Origin of the sequence: Actinocorallia libanotica, from assembly GCF_039525175.1 — a bacterium.
GTDB classification, from domain to species: Bacteria; Actinomycetota; Actinomycetes; order Streptosporangiales; family Streptosporangiaceae; genus Actinocorallia; species Actinocorallia libanotica.
This window is the reverse complement of sequence record NZ_BAAAHH010000002.1, coordinates 1-17,911: the sequence shown is the minus strand read 5'-3', so window position 1 is coordinate 17,911 and position 17,911 is coordinate 1. Positions and strand designations below refer to the sequence as shown.

Sequence of the window (17,911 nt, the reverse complement as noted above, 5' to 3'; positions counted from 1 at the left end):
GCATTGCCGTCGGCCGCTCACGCGGCGCCCGCGGATCACCCGGGGCGGTCGAGGAGGCCGCGCTCCAGGGCGGTGACCACGGCGTGGGTGCGGTCGGAGACGTCGAGCTTGGCGAAGACGCGCAGCAGGTGGGTCTTGACGGTGGCCTCGCCGATGAAGAGGCGTCTGCCGATCTCGGGGTTGGAAAGGCCGTCGGCGACGGCGCGCAGGACCTCGGTCTCGCGGGGGGTCAGGGAGACGGGGGCGGGGGCGCGCATGCGGGTCACCAGGTGCCGGGCGATCTGCGGAGCCAGGACGGTCTCGCCTCGGGCGGCGGCGTGCAGTGCGGCCACGAGCTGCTCCCGGGTGGCGTCCTTCAGGAGGTAGCCGACGGCTCCGGCCTCCACCGCGCGCTCGATGTCGGTGTCGCTGTCGTAGGTGGTGAGGATCAGCACCTTGGTCCTGCCGGCGATGCGCTCGGTGGCGGCTACACCGTCCAGGACGGGCATCCGCAGGTCCAGCAGAGCGACGTCCGGGGTGTGGCGTTCGACGAGCTCGACCGCTTCGCGGCCGTCTCCCGCCTCGCCGACGACGGTGATGGAGGGGTCGGACGCCAGGAGGGCGACGACGCCGGCGCGCATCGCCGGATGGTCGTCGGCCACGATGACGCGGAGTCCGGTGGTCGTCATGTCGATCCTGAAGTGTCGGAGGGAAGGGTGACGAGCAGGCGGGTGCCGTCGCCGGGGGAGCTGGTCACGGTGAGGCCGCCGCCGAACTCGGCGAGGCGCCGGCGCATCCCGTCCAGGCCGAACCCGGTGGCGGACGCGACCGAGAAGCCGCGCCCGTCGTCGGTGATCTCCAGTTCGAGGCCGTGCGGGTGCGGGGCGAGCACGACGCCGACGGTGGTGGCCTCGGCGTGCTTGCGCACGTTGGCCAGCGACTCCTGGAGGCAGCGCAGCAGCGCGATCCGGACCGGCCGCTCGCAGGCGACGTCGGACAGGTCGGCGTCGACGGCGAGCCCGGTGTCCTCGGCGAAGCGGTCGAGGGTGCGGCGCAGGGCGAGGGTGACGGAACCGGTCGAGGGCCCGGCGGGGGAGGCCCCGTCGACGAGAGCGCGCGCTTCGGCCAGGTTCTCGCGTGCCGTCCGTTCGATCGACCGCAGCTGCCGGGCGCTGGTCTCGGGGTCGGCGTCGATTCCGGCGCGCGCGGCCTCGGCGAGCGCCACGATCGCGGCGAAGCCCTGCGCGAGCGTGTCGTGGATCTCGCGGGCGAGCCGGTCGCGCTCGGCGGCGGCGCCCTGGCTGCGGTGCGCCGCGGCCAGTTCGGCGCGGGTCTGCTCCAGGTCCTCGGCGAGCCGCCGGGCCCGGTCCTCGGCGCGGGCGGTCGTCCGGTGCACCGACAGGCCGAGCAGCACCGACGCCGCGAACGCGGCGACCGTGACGACGGTGTCGCCGGTGAGCGGTTCACCGGTCCGCAGGATCCCGCCCGCGACGGTGGTCAGGGCGCCCGCGCCGCTCAACGCGATCGACCGGCGCACGACCGGGGTGAGCAGCCAGAACTGGGGGAGCGAGAAGACGAACAGTGCCGCTCCGCCGCCGCGCAGGTACGCCAGGGCGCCCAGTCCGGCGACCAGCGTCCACAGGAACCGGACGCGCCGGCCCGGGTACCGCAGCGCCACGGCGTAGGCCAGGGCGAGAGCGGCCGGCAGGGCCGACGACCAGTACCGCATCGCCCCGGGGTCGTCCTGTCCCGCGACGGCCACCGGCGCCAGACCCAGCAGCAGCCAGGAGAGGATTCCCCAGCGGGGGATCCGGTACGGGTCATCGGCCTGCCGCATGTCGATCACCCTACGTTCTGCATGGATTGTCCCGTGCTGGCGGGGATTGCGGCTTTGCGGCGACCCGGTCGCCAGGCCCGCCCGCCGAGCAGCAGCATCGCCGCGGGCAGGATCACCAGCCGGATCACGAAGGCGTCGAGCAGGACCGCGGCCGCGAGGCTGAACCCCATCTGCTTCATCTCGATCAGGTGCAGGCCGACGAAGCTCGCGAACACCGTCACCATCACCAGGGAGGCGCTCGTCACCACGGACGCCGAGCGGCCGATGCCGTCCAGCACCGCCTGGCGGGCGGGCATGCCGCCGCGCACCGCCTCCTGGATCCGGCTGATGACGAACATCTGGTAGTCCATCGACAGGCCGAACAGGATGACGAACAGGAACAGCGGGACGCGCGAGCCGATCGAGCCCATCGAGGTGAAGCCGAGCAGCCCCTCCGCCCAGGTGCCCTGGAACACCAGGGTCAGCAGGCCGAGCGCCGCGCCGGCCGACAGGAGGTTGAGCAGCACGCCGAGCAGGCCGAGCACCGGTGAGCCGAAGGCCCGGACCGTGAGCGCGAAGGTGGCGAGCAGCAGCGCGCCGATGATCAGCGGCATCCGGTCCTTCTGGTGCTCGGGGTAGTCGGCGTAGCGGGCGACGTCCCCCGTCACCGCGACCTCGACACCGGACAGCGCCCCGACGGTGGCGGGCACGGCGTCCTGGCGAAGACGCCGCAGCGATTCCTGGGCCTGCTCGGTGCTCGGGTAGTGGGGCACCGACAGTTCGAGCACGCTGACCCGGTGGTCGGCCGAGGTGAGAACCCGGGGCCGTCCGGTGAACAGCGGGTCGGTTCCGGCCCTCTGGGCGAGGGCGGCGAGCCCGTCACCGACCTCTCCCTTGCGGGCGGGGTCGGCGCGCACGACGATCCGGTGGACCGAGCTCAGCTCGGGGAAGACGTCGTTCACCCGGTGGAAGGCGGCGACGGCGGGCAGGTCGCGAGAGTAGGTCTCCCGGCCCACGTCGGTCAGCTTGAGGCCGAGGAGCGGGGCGGCGAGCGCCAGCATGAGAGCGGTCGCGACGGCCAGCGTCAGGGCGGGCCGCCTGCCGGTGGCCCGCAGCACCGCCCCGGTGATCCGGCCGGTCCGTCGTGCGGGCTCGGCCGCCCGGACGCCCCGCCGTGCCGCCCGGCGTTCGGCGCGCTCGCCGAGCACGGCCAGCAGTGCGGGCAGGACGGTGAGCGAACTGACCACCGCGACCAGGCTGACGGTGATCGCGCCCGTCGCCAGCGAGCCGAAGATGACGTCGTCGGCCAGGTACAGGGTCGCGCTGGAGACGGCGACCGCGAGCCCGGACATGACGACGGTCCGTCCCGCGGTGGCCGCGGCCAGCCCCACGACGGCCGCGGAGCTCAGTCGTCCGCCGGACCGCGCCCGCTCCTCCCGCTCGCGCTTCAGGTAGAAGAGCGTGTAGTCGACGCCGACGGCCATGCCCACGAGCAGGATGACGTTGGTCCCCACCCCCGCGTCGGGGAAGACGTGTGAGGCGACCATCGACAGTCCGATCGCCGCGACGATCGAGGAGACCGCGAGCAGGAGCGGCAGCGCGGCCATCACCACCGACCGGAACACCAGCAGCAGGACGATGAGCGTGATCGGCAGCGCGAGCATCTCGGTGCGCGCCAGGTCGTCATCCCGCTGACCCTGGACGTCCTTGCTGATCGAGGGGCTGCCCGACTCGTCCACCACCAGTTCCGGATGGGCCTTCTGCACGGCGGCCGTCTGCGCGAGCAGCGGCTCGACATGCTTCTTGGCCTCCAGTTCCGGCCCGCGCATGGTCACGTCGACCCGTACGGACCTGCCGTCCGCCGACCGGACCGGCGCCGCCACCGCCTCGACCTCGGGCAGCGCGCGCATCCGCGCGCTCACGTCCCGCGCCGCCCCGTCGAGCGACGCGGTGTCGCCCCCTTCCTTCACCGAGATCAGCACCCGCTCCAGCGGCCGCGCCTGCAACCCGCCGTCCTCGGCCATCGCCTCGGCCTGCCCGGCCTCCCCGATCCGGAAGTCCGCCGACGTGGCCGCGACCCCGCCCACGGAGATCCCCGCGCCGAGGCACACCACCACGAACAGGACCCAGCCGGCGACCGCCCGCCAGGGATGCCCGGCACTCCACCGAGCCGCCTTCACCAGAAGTCTCATCATGCCGTCAAGGCTGCCGACCGCCCCCTTTCCCCGGACACCCTCGACCGGCCGACCCGACCGTCCACCGACCGGTGGACCCGGCCCGGGGACTCCGTCCCGAGGGGCGAGCACGACCATTGGCACATGCCCCCGCCTACTTCATTGGCGACATTTGTTGCATTCATGTTCCTTGATCTGAACGCCCGATTCGTCGTCCGGCCGGTTGGATGAACGCGGTTTTCTATGGGAGGTGTCGGTAGGCGTCGCGGCGGTTGCCGACCGCCAGAACCCAGACGGTCAGGAGGCCGTCTTCGACGGTGTACACGTGTCCGTCGCCTTCTGAAGTTCGGTGAGGCGGCGAAGGATCCGCGTGGCGTCCTGGTGCGGGATCTTGAGCATGTCCCGCTGGGCGTGGCTTCGGGAAGAAAAGAGCAGGCCGAGTTCCCCAGGGTGCGGGTTTTCCCGTTGACGGGGCGGCTCGGGGGCGGGTTCGCCCGGAAAAACCGCCCTCGATGGAGCGGGTCAAGGTGAGGTGGGGCAGCCGGTAAAGGCACTTTCGCGGAAGACGATCGTGGGGGATTCTGGTGCTGGGGTTGCCAATACTGACGGGGAGCGTTGTTGACCGAGATTGTCAGGGCATGTGACGGCAGGGCACTCGCAGTGGAGGAGTTCGGAAGACCGGACGGGAGTCCGGTCTTCGTGCTGCACGGAATGCCGGGAAGCAGGCTCGGCCCTTTTCCGAAGCCCAGCCTGCTGTACCAGCTGGGCGTCCGGCTGATCGCCTACGACCGTCCCGGATACGGGGAGTCCGACCGCCACCCGGGACGGAACGTCGCCGACGCGGCTCAGGACGTCGCCCGGATCGCCGACGCACTGGGCATCGAACGGTTCGCGGTGCTCGGCAGGTCGGGCGGCGGGCCACACGCGCTGGCCTGCGCGGCGCTCCTGCCGGGCCGGGTGACCCGGGTGGCCGTCCTGGTCGGGCTCGCCGAGAGCACCGGTCCGTCCGAGTCCTGGACCGAGCCGATGAACGGCTTCAACCGCCGCGCCTACCGGGCGGCCGAGAGCGGAGCCGGGGCCGTCAAGGCGAAGCTGGAGACCGAACGGTACCGGAGTGATCCGGCTCTGATCGTCCAGGAGCTGTACGAGGAGCTCACCGAGTCCGACCGCCGGGTGGTCGACGACGCGGGCATCCGGAGCGAGCTGATCCGGAGCTACACCGAGGGCATCCGGCTGTCGGCGGACGGCTGGGTCGACGACATGCTGGCGTTCGTCATCCCCTGGGGCTTCAGGCAGACCGACGTCACCGCGCCGACACTCATCTGGCACGGAGCGGACGACAGGTTCTCACCCGTCGGCCATGCCAGGGCTCTGGCCGAGAACATCCCCGACTGCCGGGTGCTGATCCAGCCGGGGCGCGGGCACTTCTCGGCGTTCAAGGTCATGCCCGACGTGATCTCCATGCTGACGGACGATCACAGGGGCTGGAACTCGATATCCCCGTCGATGCGGCGGTGGGCCCTGGCGTGATCCAGGATCGGATGGCCCTGGCCGAGGACGGTGCGCAGCGCGCCGAGGACCTCGTCGCGCCGTTCCATCGACTCGCTGGTCCGGCCCAGCTGGCGCAGCGTCACGGTGTGGTTGGCCTCGCAGATGAGCGTGTCGGGGTGGTCGTGGGCGAGGACCTGCCTGAGCCGGGAGAGGGTACTGCTCTCCAGAGCGGACGCCTCGGCCAGCTCGCCCTTGTCGGCGAGGGCGTTGGCGAGGTTGACGGCGCAGGACAGCGTGTAGGGATGGTCGGCGCCCAAGCGGGTGGTGAGCCCTTCGAGCGTGCTCCGGCCGAGGACGATCGCCTGATCGAGCTCGTCGGTGGCGCGCTGGAACGCCACGAGGTTCGTGCCGGTGGCCAGGGTGAACGGGTGCTCCGGTCCCAGGTTGCGGGTCTGGGTCTCGTGGATGCCGCGGGCGATGGTCTTCGCCGTCTGGTAGTCGTCGAGTGAGGCGTGGCAGCTCGCCAGGGCCAGCTCGGTCGACGGCCGGTCCGGTGAGCTGGGGAAGCTCAGCTCATAAGACCTGAGGGTCTCCTCCATGAGCTGCTTCGCCTCCTCGTACTCGCCGAGCTTGCGCAGCGAGACCGCGAGGCTCTTGGCGGTGCGCAGCGCCTCGTTGGAGGAGACCGCGAGCACCTCGACGATCGCGGCGTGGGTGCGGCGCAGTTCCTCCACGGACTCCCGGTACCTGCCGCAGTCGCGCAGGTCGCGCCCGAGGTTCTCCGCCGAGGAGAGGGTCAGCGGGTGGTTGTCGCCCAGGACGGTACGCCTGCGGGCGAGGGTTTCGGTGTCCATGTCCAGGGCCTCGTAGTACTCACCGAGGAACCGCCGCACGAGCGCGACGTTGTTGGCGGCGCTGAGGGTGAGGGGGTAGTCCTCGCCGAAGCTGTTCTTGCGGTTCTGGTAGGTCTGCTGGAACAACTCGAGGGCCTCCTGGAACCGGCCGAGACCGATCAGGTCGGCGCCCAGGCCGCCGGCCGTCATCAGGGTGTGGGAGTGGTCCGGTCCGATGCGGTCCTGCCTCATCTGCCGTTCGTAGACGTCGCGGTCGCTCTCGTAGGCGGTCTCGAACTTGCCGAGCGACCGCAGCGCGTTGTTCATCTGGAACCGCAGGTAGAGCAGCTGCTGGTCGTCCTCGCCGAAGCTCTCCGTCCAGAGGTCGGCCATCGACTGCCCCAGCGCGTGCGCCCGGACGAACTCACCGCGCCGCCACAGATAGCGCACCAGGTCGATCAGGAGCTGCCGGGTCTCCTCCTCGGTGCACTCGGCGGCGCGGGACGGGACGAGGTGCGGCAGGATCTGCTCGAACATCGGCCAGCTCGACGGGTCGTCGGTCGGCATGTCCATGCCTTCCTGGGACGGTTTGGCGCCGCGCAGGATGCGGTGGACGTCGTGGCAGGCCGCGTCCCGCTCCTCCGGCGTCATCTGGGCGCTCACCACGGCCTGGACGAGCCGGTGGACCTGGACGGTGTTGTCACCGTAGTTGACCTTGGCGAGGGCGAACCGGTTGAGCTCCTGCACGACCTTGGCGACCATCTGCTTCTCGCGCAGCGTCGGGTCGTAGGCGCTGAGCAGCCGTGCCATCTCGTCGCTGTAGATCATTTTGGTGGAGATGGGCTCGGGCGCGAAGAACGCGCAGAGCTGGAGCATCCGGATGGCCGCGGGGGAGCTCTCGGTGAGCCGGTTGAACGACAGCGACCAGGTCTTGGCGACGACCACGGGGAAGTTCGTGGGCGCGAGGCTGAGCGCCTGTGCCGTCTGGTCCTCCAACTGCTGGAGGTAGTCGCTCGCGGCGATGCCCGTGCTGCTCATCCACGCGCCCGCCTGCTCGACCGCGAGCGGCAGGTAGCCCAGGGACTCGCTCACCTCCAGCGCCTCGCGGTCGGTGATCGCCGGGACCTTGCGCTTGAGGTGCGCGATGCTCTCGTCGGAGGTGAAGACGTCGATCTCCAGGGAGGCCGCGATCTGCGCCCAGTTCTGGTTCCGCGAGGTGATCAGGACGTGGCCGTTCTCCGGCAGGTCGTCCTGGAGCTCGGCCGGGTCGTCGGCGTTGTCGAAGATCAGCAGCCAGCGCTTGTACGGGGTGCCCAGGCGCAGCGCCTCGCGGGCCGCGGCGGCGGCCTCGGCGACGCTCTCGCCGACCGCGATGCCGAGTTTTCCGGCGAGCTCGGCGAGGGAGGAGTTGACGCGGTCCTTGAACTCCGCGCTGATCCACCACACCACGTCGTAGTCGGTCCGGAAGCGGTGCGCGTACTCCAGCGCGACGTGCGTCTTGCCGACGCCGCCCAGGCCGTACAGAGCCTGGGGGACGACGACGCTCTGGCCGCGCCGCAGGAGCTGGTCGCGCAGCTGCTCGAGCGCCGAGCCCCGGCCGGTGAACGTCACGTTGCGGGGACCGACGTTCCAGATGGTCGGGTCGGACTTGCGGCTGCCGGGGAAGCGCGTCTCCGACCGGGAGCCGGACAGGAGGTCCTCGGTGTCGGGCAGCGGCCGGTCGAGGACGTCCAGCAGCCGTTCGACGGCCTGCGCCTCCTCCATGGTTCCGAGGTCCAGCGGGTTCTGCAGGGCGGTGGGCAGCCGCGCCTCACCGATCCGGACCGTGGTGAGCTGCTGGTGGATCCCGACGAGCGCCGCGTTGGTGAGCGCGCCCACGGTGTCCTTCGACCAGCTCGACTGGGAGAAGGCCGGAGAGTAGATCAGGACGGACCGTCCGACCTGGCTGATCCGCGCGTCGAGCTCCTCGGCGTGCGAGGCGTCGACGCAGTGGGTGCGCACGCGGAAGCCCGACCTGTTCAGCACCTGCTCGATCCAGTCGGCCCAGCACCGATCGTCCGACAGGTAGGCCACGAGCAGTTCGGACGGGACCGTGGTCGCCTTCCTGGCGAACCGGTCGAGCAGCGCGAGCCGGACCCTGTCCTCCAGCGCGGGCGAGGCCGTGACCGTGCCGTCGGTGATGATGGAGGTGAGCCGCTCGAACGCCGCGAGGATGGAGGTGGGGGACCCGGCCGGCTCGCCGAACGCCGCGAGCGTCTCCTCGAAGGCGAAGAACGGGCGATAGGGGATCTCCACGTCGAGCCAGTACTTGCTCGCGGCCTTCGGATCGAGCCCGCGCGGGAATCCCTCGAAGGCCTTGCGCACCGCGGCGCGGCCCGCCTCCACCTTGGCGTTCTCGGCGAACTCGATGCGCATCGGCACCGGGAGGATCCGGATCTCGCGGGACTGGAACCGTCCGTCGATCTTGCGGGCGACCCAGGCCGCGCCCTCGATGCTCTGCTCGCTCAGAGTGAAGCAGTCGACGAGGACGTCGGGCAGGTGGATGGTGCAGATGTCGGCGACGTCGCTCAGCCCGGTGCGGCTGTCCAGCAGGACGTAGTCGTACTTGTCGCGCATGTCCTCGCGGAGCGCGTCGAAGAACTGGCCGCCGCCCAGCTCGCTGTAGAAGTGGTCCCAGTCACGGGTGATCAGCGTGCTGTAGTCGAGGTTCTGGCGGCCCGCGGTGAGGAGGTCGACGGTTCCGCTGTCGGGGAAGGGGAAGTCGAGTGAGACCGCGTGCGTCTCGACGTTGGCGTGCTTGGCGAGCAGCACCTCGTGCCGCTGGGGGTCGGCGCCGCCCAGCATCGCGATCGAGTAGTGGTTGATCATCTCGATCAGCCCGTCGTTCGACGTGACGGGGTCGAGATCCAGGAACGGCCGAAAGTACTTGTGCAGGCCCGGCGACTCCAGGTCCCAGTCGACCGTGAGCACCCGCTTGCCGTTCATCGCGAGGATCCAGGCGACGTTGGCGACCGCCATCGTTCTGCCCGTGCCTCCCTTGTAGGAGTAGAACGTAACGATCGTGCCGTTGCTGCCGGACATCACTCCTCCTTCTGGCCTTGCCGCCGTCGTCCTGGGCCGGACTCCGGATCGCCGGGTCGGGTGTCGCGCAGGCTGAGCCTCTTCTGCGGCGGAGGCGCGTTCTCCACCCGCACGGTCCGCACGTGATGGCCGATCGCCGCCTCCACGGCGTCCCCGATCGCGAGGTCGAACTCGTCGCGGTCCACTCCCCGCCGCGAGCCGGACCGGGACAGAGACGGCCGGATGGAGGATTTGAGCGCCGACTCCAACCGCTCCCTGTGCTGCATGGTCTGGGGGTCGTGCTGACCGACCGGGAGGACCACGACGGATGACGGGCTGTTCGCGCCGCGCAGATCGTGCGCGAGAGCGTCGACGTCGGCGGCCCACAGGTCGACGAGCAGGACGTCGGGAGCCGCGGCGTCCGGCCGGTCTCCGTTGAGCTGGCGCACTTCGGGACGGTGTCCGAGCGACCGGATGACCTCCTCGGCGTGCTGCGCGACGGGGCCCGCATCGGTCGGCACGTACGGGTTCCAGCCCAGCGGACGCTCGGCGTAGAAGGAAGGGTCGCGGCCCGGCGGCAGCGACTCGAGGTCGCAGGCCGCCACGGTCACGCGGATCGTCAGGCTCTCCCTGGGCCGTTGCATTCCGGCGAATGCGTTGTGCGCCTCTTGCAAGGGAATCCGGTCGGTCTCGCCGAGTGGATCGAGGGGATTTCGGGCCGCCCGAATAATCGCCTTGGCGAGGAGGAGGACCGTCTCCTTGTATTCCTCGCCGTACCTCTTCAGTTTCATGATCCCGTACAGGCCCTCCCGCAGATAGGCCGCGGGCATGCCCTGCTGGCTGTATTGCACGGATTTGGCGAGGTCGGGAAGGTCGTCCGCTTCCATTTCCGTCCACAGGACGGGGACGACGACCTCGGGTCGGGCCCCGTTGCTCTGCGCGTGCCGGGCGATCCGGTGGTCGAAGAGCGCCCATTCCCTGCCGCAGTAGTCGCTCGTGAAGTAACGCGGTGAGTAGATCGGTACGAACACCCGGCAGGTGGACAGGGCGAGGGTGAGGCGGGACTGCCAGTCGGCGCCGATCTCCAGGTGCCGCTGGTCCATGTAGCCGGGTTGGTCGGTGGCGGCGAGCTGGCTGACGTCGGTGCACAGATCTTTGAAGAACTTCCTGGTCAGCAGGTCCGGATCGTCACCGAAATGCATCCGCGCATAGCTGAGGAAGAAGTGCGGAAACTCGGCGGTCATCCTGGCCCTCCTGTGCAGGGAGGCTATCTAATGCACCGCGTCTTGGGAAGTCTCATGATGAATCCGGACATCTCGCAGCCATCGTTTTGCGAAGTCGACCGCGTCGCGAAGGGCGAACATGCGCAGCTCGGAACCGAAGAAGGTGTCATGTGCCACAGGCACTTCCTGTTCCATCTCCTTTCCGAGCAGTTCGAAGTCGGAGTCGTCGAGCCGGATGTCCCGGAACCGGCGCCATCTCCGTTCGCCCCGGTCCAGGACGACCGCCTGGTACTCCTGGGACGGAGGGTTCTCGTGGTAGCGGTACTCGGCGAGGTGGAACGCCGTGCACCTGCCATAGCCGACGCCAATCAGCAGGACGAGCGCGCCCGCGTCATAAAGGCGGGACAGCGGCGATTCCTCACCGAGATGGCAATTCAGCGCATGGTCGGCCGTCAAGAAATCGGCGAGCGGACCGACCGCCGCGAATGATGTCTGCGGATGGGCGCTGCGGACGGCGTTTTCGGAGGTTCGCAGGTACTCGGTGAAGAGCCCGGTGGCCGAGGGCGTCGTCGCCGGATCGAACGGTTTCATCCGCCTGTGGTACTCGGTCCGACCGGTCGGCCCCAGACCGCGGACCGCCGCCAGGTAGGCCGACGACGTACGCGAGTTCTCGGGGGTGAAGGTCGGAACGACGACCGTTCCGCCGGGGCCCGTCACCTCGCGCAGGGCGTCCAGGAGGGCGGCGGCCCGGTTCTGGAGGGGAGCGAGCGACCTGAGCGAGGAGTGCACCAGGACGACGGCGTCGGCGCCGAGCCCGAGACGCCGCAGCGCCGCGGAGAGTTCCGATCCGCTCATCGCGTCATGCCGTGTCGGCCCATGGCCGCCACGAAACGACGTCCCGCAGGGGTGAGGCAAGAGGCTCCGGCGAAGTTGGCGGTATCCGGCCTCGGCCCGGGCACGACCATCGCCAGATAGGCCCGTTCGAGCGCGTCGGCGAACTCCGGGTCGGACCCGTCGTGCAATTCGACGAGTTCCTGGAGGGCGAGGAGCTTCATGAGCTGGTGGCCCTGGAGCAGGAGCGCGGCGAGATCGCGCGGATCGTCGCGCCACCGCACCCCCACGGCGCCGAGGAGGCGGCGGTGCACGGCGAAGGAACGGCCGTCGACCGGTCCGGAGAGGGGCACCAGCGTGCTGATCGTCGCCTGGACGGCGGCCAGGTAGGGCGCGTGGTCCTGGCGCAGGACCGCCACGGCCTCGCCGAACGCGTCCTGCCAGCGGCCGATCTCGTCGTCCGCCAGCCTTGAAAGCACCGGCCAGCCCGTGTCCGCAAGGCCGGGGTCGTCGTCCTCGAACCGGACGGAGAAGCCGTCGGCGCTCAGGACGGGTGTAGGGCGCAGCGGCCCCCCCGGCGCGTCGAGCACGCCCGCGTGGATCCGCACCGTCGTCTCGTCCCGGCCCTCGACGGTGAAGGAACCGAGCGTCGGCAGATGGAACCGTCCGCCCGAGCCGGTGAGGACGAGGTCGGCGGTCAGGTGCGCCCGGACGGCGACGGCCGCCGCGTAGGACGTGATGCGGCCGGGATCGGCGCCCGTCGCCAGCCGGCCGGCCGCCCACAGCGAGAAGAACGGATGACCGATGACCTCGTCCAGACGGGCGCCCTCGGCGCGGTCGGCGCGCTCCAGCAGGCTCCGCAGGCCGCGGTCGCCGATCAGGTGCGCCAGCAGGGCCCGGCGCACGACCCGCTGTCCCGCGGCGAGCTCCGCCAGCGCCTCCGGGGCGTGCCCGCCCGCCGCCAGGACGTCGAATCGGGGGAACGCGCGCGGTGGCGGTGCAGCCTTGCCCATGTGGGTGATGAGCTTCTTGAGATCCTCGCAGTAGACGCTCGGGTTGGCGAACCCCCGCCCCCTGCCGTACCGGTGGGCCACCATCCCGCCGCCGCAGACGGACACGACCGGGCAGCCGAGGCATTCCGGGGCCAGGTTCTCCAGGCCCTTCCTGCGCGCGACGACTTCCGGATGAGCGAGGACCTCCTCGAACGGATCACGGAAGACGTTGAGGCCCGTCGCGGGCGCGCCGTCGTAGGCGGTCTTCAGCGAGTCGGCCTGTTCGATCTCCCCGTCGGTCTCGATGACGACGACGTCGTCCGGGTCGAGGCCGTGCGCCTCGGCGGTGCTCGGATCACCGCGCAGGCTGCCGAGGACCGAGTCGAACAGCACGATCGGCACGGGTCGCCCGGAGGCGTGCCATTCGTCGAAGATCGTCGTCAGCCAGTCGGCGTACCCCTCGCGCTCTCCAGGGGGCGGGGCGTCCCAGGTCGCGTGCGGCAGGAGGAAGTTCAGGGAGGGCGGATCGTGCTCCAGCAGGGAGCGGTAGACGGTCCGGGCGTCGTTCCTCAGGTCGATCGTGCACAGGAGCCCCAGGTAAAGCTCTGGATACTCGGTGCGCAGCAGTTCGATGCCACGGATCACGCGGTCGTAGCTGCTGCGCCCGCTGCGGTAGACCCGATGCAGGTCGTTGGCCTCTTTGTGGCCGTCGAGCGATATTCCGACCTTCACCCCGTGCGCTCGGAATACGTCGCAGAAGGAACGGCCGAGCCTCACTCCATTGGTATGGACGAGTACTTTTGCCTGGCAGACTTCCCCGATTTTCGCTCTGAAAGATCCGATGATGGCGTCAAGCCGCCTGGGTCCGGCCAGCAGCGGTTCTCCGCCATGGAGAATGATGTGCACTTCCGGCAGGCCGTTGATCGCGGCGTGTTCGGCTATGCGTTCGGCGACCCGGTCCGCCGTTTCCAGGGACATGACAGCAGGCCTGCCGCGCCAACTGCTGTCCTCGTGCTCGTAGACGTAGCAGTGATCGCATGCCAGATCACATCTGCTGTGCACCTTGACGACGAACTGGCTGAAGGTCACTGATTCACCAGACTCCAGGAGTTCCGCCAGTTGAGGAACGTCAGTCCCGTGGCGGAAGTGAGGAATTGAAAGAGCGCTTGGGTTCGGCCGTGGCGGCGACGGGGCGACCGGCGAATTGGTTCACCAGGCGTGCCGAATCGCGGTCTCCGGCGAGGCCGGAGAGGGAAACGCCGACGAGATTCGAGATCTCGGGCCGGACGGGAACGGAAATGTTTTCCATGGCTTGCTTCCTTTGCGAGCGGTACCGTTCACTGAGACGCCACGCAGCTCGGCAGGGTTCCAGGCATGGACTAGTCACAGCATGGACCTCAGTCACACTGCGTGACCATGAAGGCTTTTTACCATGATGATCTTGCCTCGTACCGCTGATCGGGGAAAATTTGTGCAAATGCCCCGAGGGGATCTTCAAGGAGCGGACAAGGGCGTCGAAAGCGATCCAGGAGATCGGTTACCACTCAGTCGTGAACCGCCCCCGCGGGCCAGACGACCTCGACCCGCACCCCCTCCGAGTGGGCGTGCGCCACCGCGTCGCCGGTGCCTCCCGGTGACCGGTCCGGGGTGCCGTCCCACACCGCGAGCAGGAGATCGGAACCGGCGATCACCTCTTTGCTGGCCGCGAGGTAGGTATCCGGCCCGGATTTCCCCGGATCGGCGACCCGCAGCGAATCGGCGGCGGCCATGAGCCTGTCGAATTCGCGGAGATTGCGTGCCGGAATGCCGACCTCCCGGTAGTCCCGTGCGGGCAGTACCACCTCTATTCTCCCGCCGAGCTCAAGAATCACTTTGGCGAAGATCTGGTCGCTTCCCGGGGCGAGGCAGCTCACCCCGGTCATTTCTTTTCCCGCCCATTTCTTCAGTGTCTCGCGCAACGCCTTTTCCACGAGTTCGGCGGTCCGCTCCCCGAACCGCACGTGTCCCGTGATCCCTATTCGAGTCAATGGGCCTCCCGACCGTCCTGTCCGAGGCCATTATCTCGCCATTTCGGGACCGGAGGCGGACGCGCTCCCCGTCCGGACGGTTCCCGAATGGCCGCATCCGGTCATCGGGGGGCGTGCGGGAGGCGGGTTTCCTCGGGCATCTCGCGGCGGATCCTTCCAGATCTTGTGTCGTCCAGATTATATGTATTCAGGTGCATGCTTCGCATTTTGATGCTTAGGGGATAATTTGTCAGGTATTACACATTCGCGCTGGCGGGGAGCCCTGCTGACGCGCCTCGGATTCGCGTTGACGACCCTCACGGGCCTGGTGCTCGGCTACGTCGGCCTGATGAAGGCCCACCAGGACCAGGCGTCGCTCACCGACCTCGTCTACTGGGACCTCCAGCTGTTCACCCTGGACTGCGACGGCCTGGAGAACGTCGAACTGAACACCGAACTCCAGTTCGCGCGCTTCCTCGTCCCCCTGGCCACGTTCTATGCGATCGCCGAAGTCGCGGTGTACCTGTTCTCCGAGCGCGTCCGCGGCTGGAACGTGCGGCGGAGGTGGAGCGGGCACATCGTCGTCTGGGGGGAGAGCACCCAGGCGGTCCTTCTCGTGGAGAGGCTGCTCGAGCGAGGAGAGCGGGTCGTCTTCGTCGGTGACGGGGAGACGGGGCGCGCGACCGGCAGATACTTCAGCGTAGAGGGAGGGACGCCCACGCCGGGGGTGCTGCGGGCGGCGGGAGTGAGCCGGGCCGCCGCGGTCTACGCCTTCTCCGACGACACCTCGGCCAACATGAGCACGGCGATGGCGATCGTGTCCGTGCAGCGTGGGGATCGGCCGCCCATCAAGTCCTACGTATGGGTGCCGGATCCCGAGCTCTGCCATGCGCTGCGGGCACGGCGTCTCGGCCTTGAGAACGAGGAGGCCGCCCGGGTGGAGTTCGTCAACCCGGCGCAGCTCGCGGCGCGGGAGCTCGCCGCCGAGCGCGACCGGGAACAGCTCGGTCATGTCCTGGTCGTCGGGCTCGGGGCGTTCGCACGGAGCCTGGTCGTGGAACTCGCCAGAAGGCAGCGGGAACTGCACGGTCCCGGAAGGGCGCGGTTGACGCTCGTCGGCGCCGACGCCCCCCGGATGTGGCGGACGCTGCTGGCCGCCCACCCGGTCCTGGCGCACTGGGATGCCCGCCCTCTCGACGTGCCCACCACCGAGTTCAACCTCCGTGCCTGGTCCGGGCGGCTGGCGTCCGGAGAGCTGCCCGACCAGACCTACCTGTGCGACCCGGACACGGCGCTGCGCGGCGCGCTGACCGCGGTGCCCCTCTGGCACGGGCGGCCGCGCAGCCTCGTCGTCTGCCTGGAGCAGTCCCTGACGTACGACGGCCTCTTCCAGTCCGACGCGCTCCTCGACGGGTTGCGCGGCGCCCTCGGGGTTTTCGGCGTGACCGAGTCGGCGTGCCGTGCCGAGTTCGACGACCATGATCTCGTCGAGCAGCTGGCGCGCTCGATCCACCGGCGCTATCTGGGCTTCGGGACCCGGACGGCGAGCGACGTGACGTGGGACGAGCTGCCCGAGACGTTCCGGCACGCGAGCCGCGCCCAGGTCGCGCACATCGGCGAGAAGCTCCTCCGGGCGAATCTGCTGATCGCGCCGATCTTCGAGGTGCCCCGCCCGTTCGAGTTCTCCGACTCCCAGATCGAGGAACTCGCTGCTCTGGAGCACGACCGCTGGCGGAACGAGCGCCTGCGCGCGGGCTGGCGCCACGGCGCCCACCGCGACGACACCGCCCGCACCCACCCCGGCATGGTCGACTGGCCCCGCCTCCCCGAACCCGAACGCGAGAAGGACCGCGAGTTCGTCCGAGCCCTCCCCGGCCTCCTGGCCGCAGTCGACCTCCGCCTCATCGCCCCTGATTAGACCGCGTCTTATGTGGCGATTCGGGAGAGTTTCTTGTAGCAGATCAGGGCGGCTGCAAGGGTGAGGAACGCGGTGAACAAGTCACCGTGGCGTTCGTAGCGCACGGCCAGGCGGCGGTAGTTCAGCAGCCAGGAGATGGTGCGTTCGATCTTCCAGCGGTGCCGGCCCAGCCGCTCCTTTGACTCGATGCCCTTGCGGGCGATGCGGGAGGTGATGCCCCGTCGGCGTAGCCATCTGCGCAGTTCAGCAGCCTCATAAGCCTTGTCCGCGCGGACCTTGTCCGGGCGGTGCCGGCGCGGCCCGCGGCGGGAGCGGATGGGTGGGATGGCCTGGAGGAGCGGTTTGAACCCGTGGATGTCGTGGACGTTGGCGCCGGTGACGAGCACGGCCAGCGGCAGGCCTTCGCCGTCGCAGACCACATGGAGTTTGCTGCCCTTCTTGCCCCGGTCGACCGGATTGGGGCCGGTCAGCGCGCCCCCTTTTTCGCCCGCACCACGGCGGCGTCCACGATCGCGCTGCTCCAGTCGACCTCGGCCTTGGAGCCCAGCTCGTCCAGCACCGCCTGGTGCAAGCGCTGCCACAGGCCCTGCCTGGTCCAAAAGACGAACCGTCGGTGCACCGTGGCCGGCGAGGCACCGAACTCCGTCGGCAGCATCCGCCAGGCGCAGCCGCTGGTCAGCACGTACACGACCGCGGTGAACACCGCCCGGTCATCGGCCGGAGCAGTCCCGCCCCCTTGCCTGCGCGCCGGATACTGCGGAACCAAAGGCTCCACGATCTCCCACAGCTCATCGGGCACCAGCCTCAGACCCAGAGTCGACATCAACACAGCACGACATCATCCCAGCAGACCACCAGAAAAGCCACGTAAGACGTGGTCTTAGATCCTGTCCCGACCGTCCGTGGCTTTCTCAGCCAGGCGTTGCCGTCGGCGAGGAGAGCGCGGCACCCCCATGGCGGTGAGGGCGGGTTCGAAGTCGCGGACGGCGGGGAACCGGTCGGTCTCCACCGGAGCACCGTGACCGGAAGGCACGGCTTCCCCGAGGCGAACATGTTCGACCAGCCGGAGCCGGGAGGCTGATGCGCGCCCGGATGGCCCGCCATCCGCAGAACGCGTTCCGGGGCGAGGGCGGGGTCGGGGTCACCGGTGTGCGCCAGGACGCCGACGGCGTGCACGTCGAGTACGCCGAGCCGGACTCAGGGGCCACCGGCTCCCGCCGGGCCCGGTACGTGCTGGGGTGCGCCGGCGCCGACAGCCTCGTCCGCCGGTCCGCCGGTCCGCCGGCGCGGTCATGCGCGATCTGAGGTTCGAGCAGCGGTGGCTGGTCATCGACCTTGCTCGGCGGCTGCGGCGTAGGCGGCGGCGAGGCGCTCGAACGGGCCTGGACCGTCGTGTGGCTTCGGCGGGGCGCCGAGGTGGCGGACGCGGAGTTCGTCCATGAGCTCTTCGATGAACGCCGGGCCCTCATCGCGCATGAGCTGCTGTCGGCTGCGGAGCTCGTTGCTGCCGGATGGGGGCAGCCCGTTGTGGCGGGGTTTTCCACGCATCCGGATTGGGATCACCTGCTCTGGCACGCCCGGCTCGGTG

13 protein-coding genes and 1 pseudogene are annotated in these 17,911 nt (G+C 69.6%); 3 read left to right on the top strand and 11 right to left on the bottom strand.

Annotated features, from left to right (window positions below):
* Positions 1-35 precede the first annotated feature (35 nt).
* The 3 genes from ABD140_RS03120 to ABD140_RS03110 are packed head-to-tail and all read right to left on the bottom strand — an operon-like array spanning position 36 to position 3,990.
* Positions 36-668: a response regulator gene (locus tag ABD140_RS03120; protein WP_344236466.1), complete on the bottom strand. Its 633-nt coding sequence runs from the start codon at positions 666-668 to the stop codon at positions 36-38.
* Positions 665-1,816 (bottom strand): sensor histidine kinase, encoded by a 1,152-nt coding sequence (locus tag ABD140_RS03115; RefSeq protein WP_344236464.1) that lies wholly within the window; start codon positions 1,814-1,816, stop codon positions 665-667. The genes ABD140_RS03120 and ABD140_RS03115 overlap by 4 nt, the downstream gene beginning before the upstream one ends.
* 5 nt (positions 1,817-1,821) lie before the next feature.
* Positions 1,822-3,990, bottom strand: a complete 2,169-nt coding sequence (locus ABD140_RS03110) for an MMPL family transporter (RefSeq protein WP_344236462.1) — start codon at positions 3,988-3,990, stop codon at positions 1,822-1,824.
* A gap of 597 nt (positions 3,991-4,587) precedes the next feature.
* On the opposite strand from ABD140_RS03110, the gene ABD140_RS03105 reads away from it, so the two are divergent.
* Positions 4,588-5,499 carry an alpha/beta fold hydrolase gene (locus ABD140_RS03105; protein WP_344236460.1) on the top strand — a complete coding sequence of 304 codons (912 nt, stop codon included), beginning with the start codon at positions 4,588-4,590 and terminating at the stop codon, positions 5,497-5,499.
* On the opposite strand, the gene fxsT is transcribed toward ABD140_RS03105, so the two are convergent.
* The 6 genes from fxsT to ABD140_RS03075 all read right to left on the bottom strand — a co-directional run bounded on the left by fxsT (position 5,445) and on the right by ABD140_RS03075 (position 14,399).
* Positions 5,445-9,374: an FxSxx-COOH system tetratricopeptide repeat protein gene (gene fxsT / locus ABD140_RS03100; protein ID WP_344236458.1), complete on the bottom strand. Its 3,930-nt coding sequence runs from the start codon at positions 9,372-9,374 to the stop codon at positions 5,445-5,447. The genes ABD140_RS03105 and fxsT overlap by 55 nt on opposite strands.
* Positions 9,374-10,597, bottom strand: coding sequence for a TIR-like protein FxsC (locus ABD140_RS03095; RefSeq protein WP_344236456.1), 1,224 nt, complete (start codon positions 10,595-10,597; stop codon positions 9,374-9,376). The genes fxsT and ABD140_RS03095 overlap by 1 nt, the downstream gene beginning before the upstream one ends.
* Positions 10,598-10,624: 27 nt before the next feature.
* The gene (locus tag ABD140_RS03090; protein ID WP_344236454.1) at positions 10,625-11,365 is read right to left on the bottom strand and encodes an AAC(3) family N-acetyltransferase; all 741 of its coding nucleotides are present in this window, start codon (positions 11,363-11,365) and stop codon (positions 10,625-10,627) included.
* 62 nt (positions 11,366-11,427) lie between these two features.
* Positions 11,428-13,461: an FxsB family cyclophane-forming radical SAM/SPASM peptide maturase gene (locus tag ABD140_RS03085; protein ID WP_344237261.1), complete on the bottom strand. Its 2,034-nt coding sequence runs from the start codon at positions 13,459-13,461 to the stop codon at positions 11,428-11,430.
* Between the two features lie 67 nt (positions 13,462-13,528).
* The gene (locus ABD140_RS03080; RefSeq protein WP_344236452.1) at positions 13,529-13,708 is read right to left on the bottom strand and encodes a hypothetical protein; all 180 of its coding nucleotides are present in this window, start codon (positions 13,706-13,708) and stop codon (positions 13,529-13,531) included.
* A 235-nt stretch (positions 13,709-13,943) separates the two neighbouring features.
* The gene (locus ABD140_RS03075; protein ID WP_344236450.1) at positions 13,944-14,399 is read right to left on the bottom strand and encodes a hypothetical protein; all 456 of its coding nucleotides are present in this window, start codon (positions 14,397-14,399) and stop codon (positions 13,944-13,946) included.
* 313 nt (positions 14,400-14,712) lie between these two features.
* Here ABD140_RS03075 and ABD140_RS03070 point away from each other — a divergent pair, with 313 nt between their 5' ends.
* A complete protein-coding gene (locus ABD140_RS03070; protein WP_344236448.1) occupies positions 14,713-16,323 on the top strand; it encodes a RyR domain-containing protein in 1,611 nt (536 codons plus the stop codon).
* Between the two features lie 8 nt (positions 16,324-16,331).
* On the opposite strand, the gene ABD140_RS03065 is transcribed toward ABD140_RS03070, so the two are convergent.
* Positions 16,332-17,146, bottom strand: a protein-coding gene (locus tag ABD140_RS03065; protein WP_425544072.1) for an IS5 family transposase whose coding sequence is annotated in 2 segments (ribosomal slippage) — positions 16,332-16,799 and positions 16,802-17,146 — 813 coding nt in all. Because the reading frame shifts where the segments join, the coding sequence is not laid out codon by codon here.
* 257 nt (positions 17,147-17,403) lie between these two features.
* Here ABD140_RS03065 and ABD140_RS03060 point away from each other — a divergent pair.
* A complete protein-coding gene (locus tag ABD140_RS03060; protein WP_344236444.1) occupies positions 17,404-17,628 on the top strand; it encodes an FAD-dependent monooxygenase in 225 nt (74 codons plus the stop codon).
* A 21-nt stretch (positions 17,629-17,649) separates the two neighbouring features.
* On the opposite strand, the pseudogene ABD140_RS03055 reads toward ABD140_RS03060, so the two are convergent.
* Positions 17,650-17,911 (bottom strand): annotated as a pseudogene (locus ABD140_RS03055) (hypothetical protein); the annotation flags it as partial.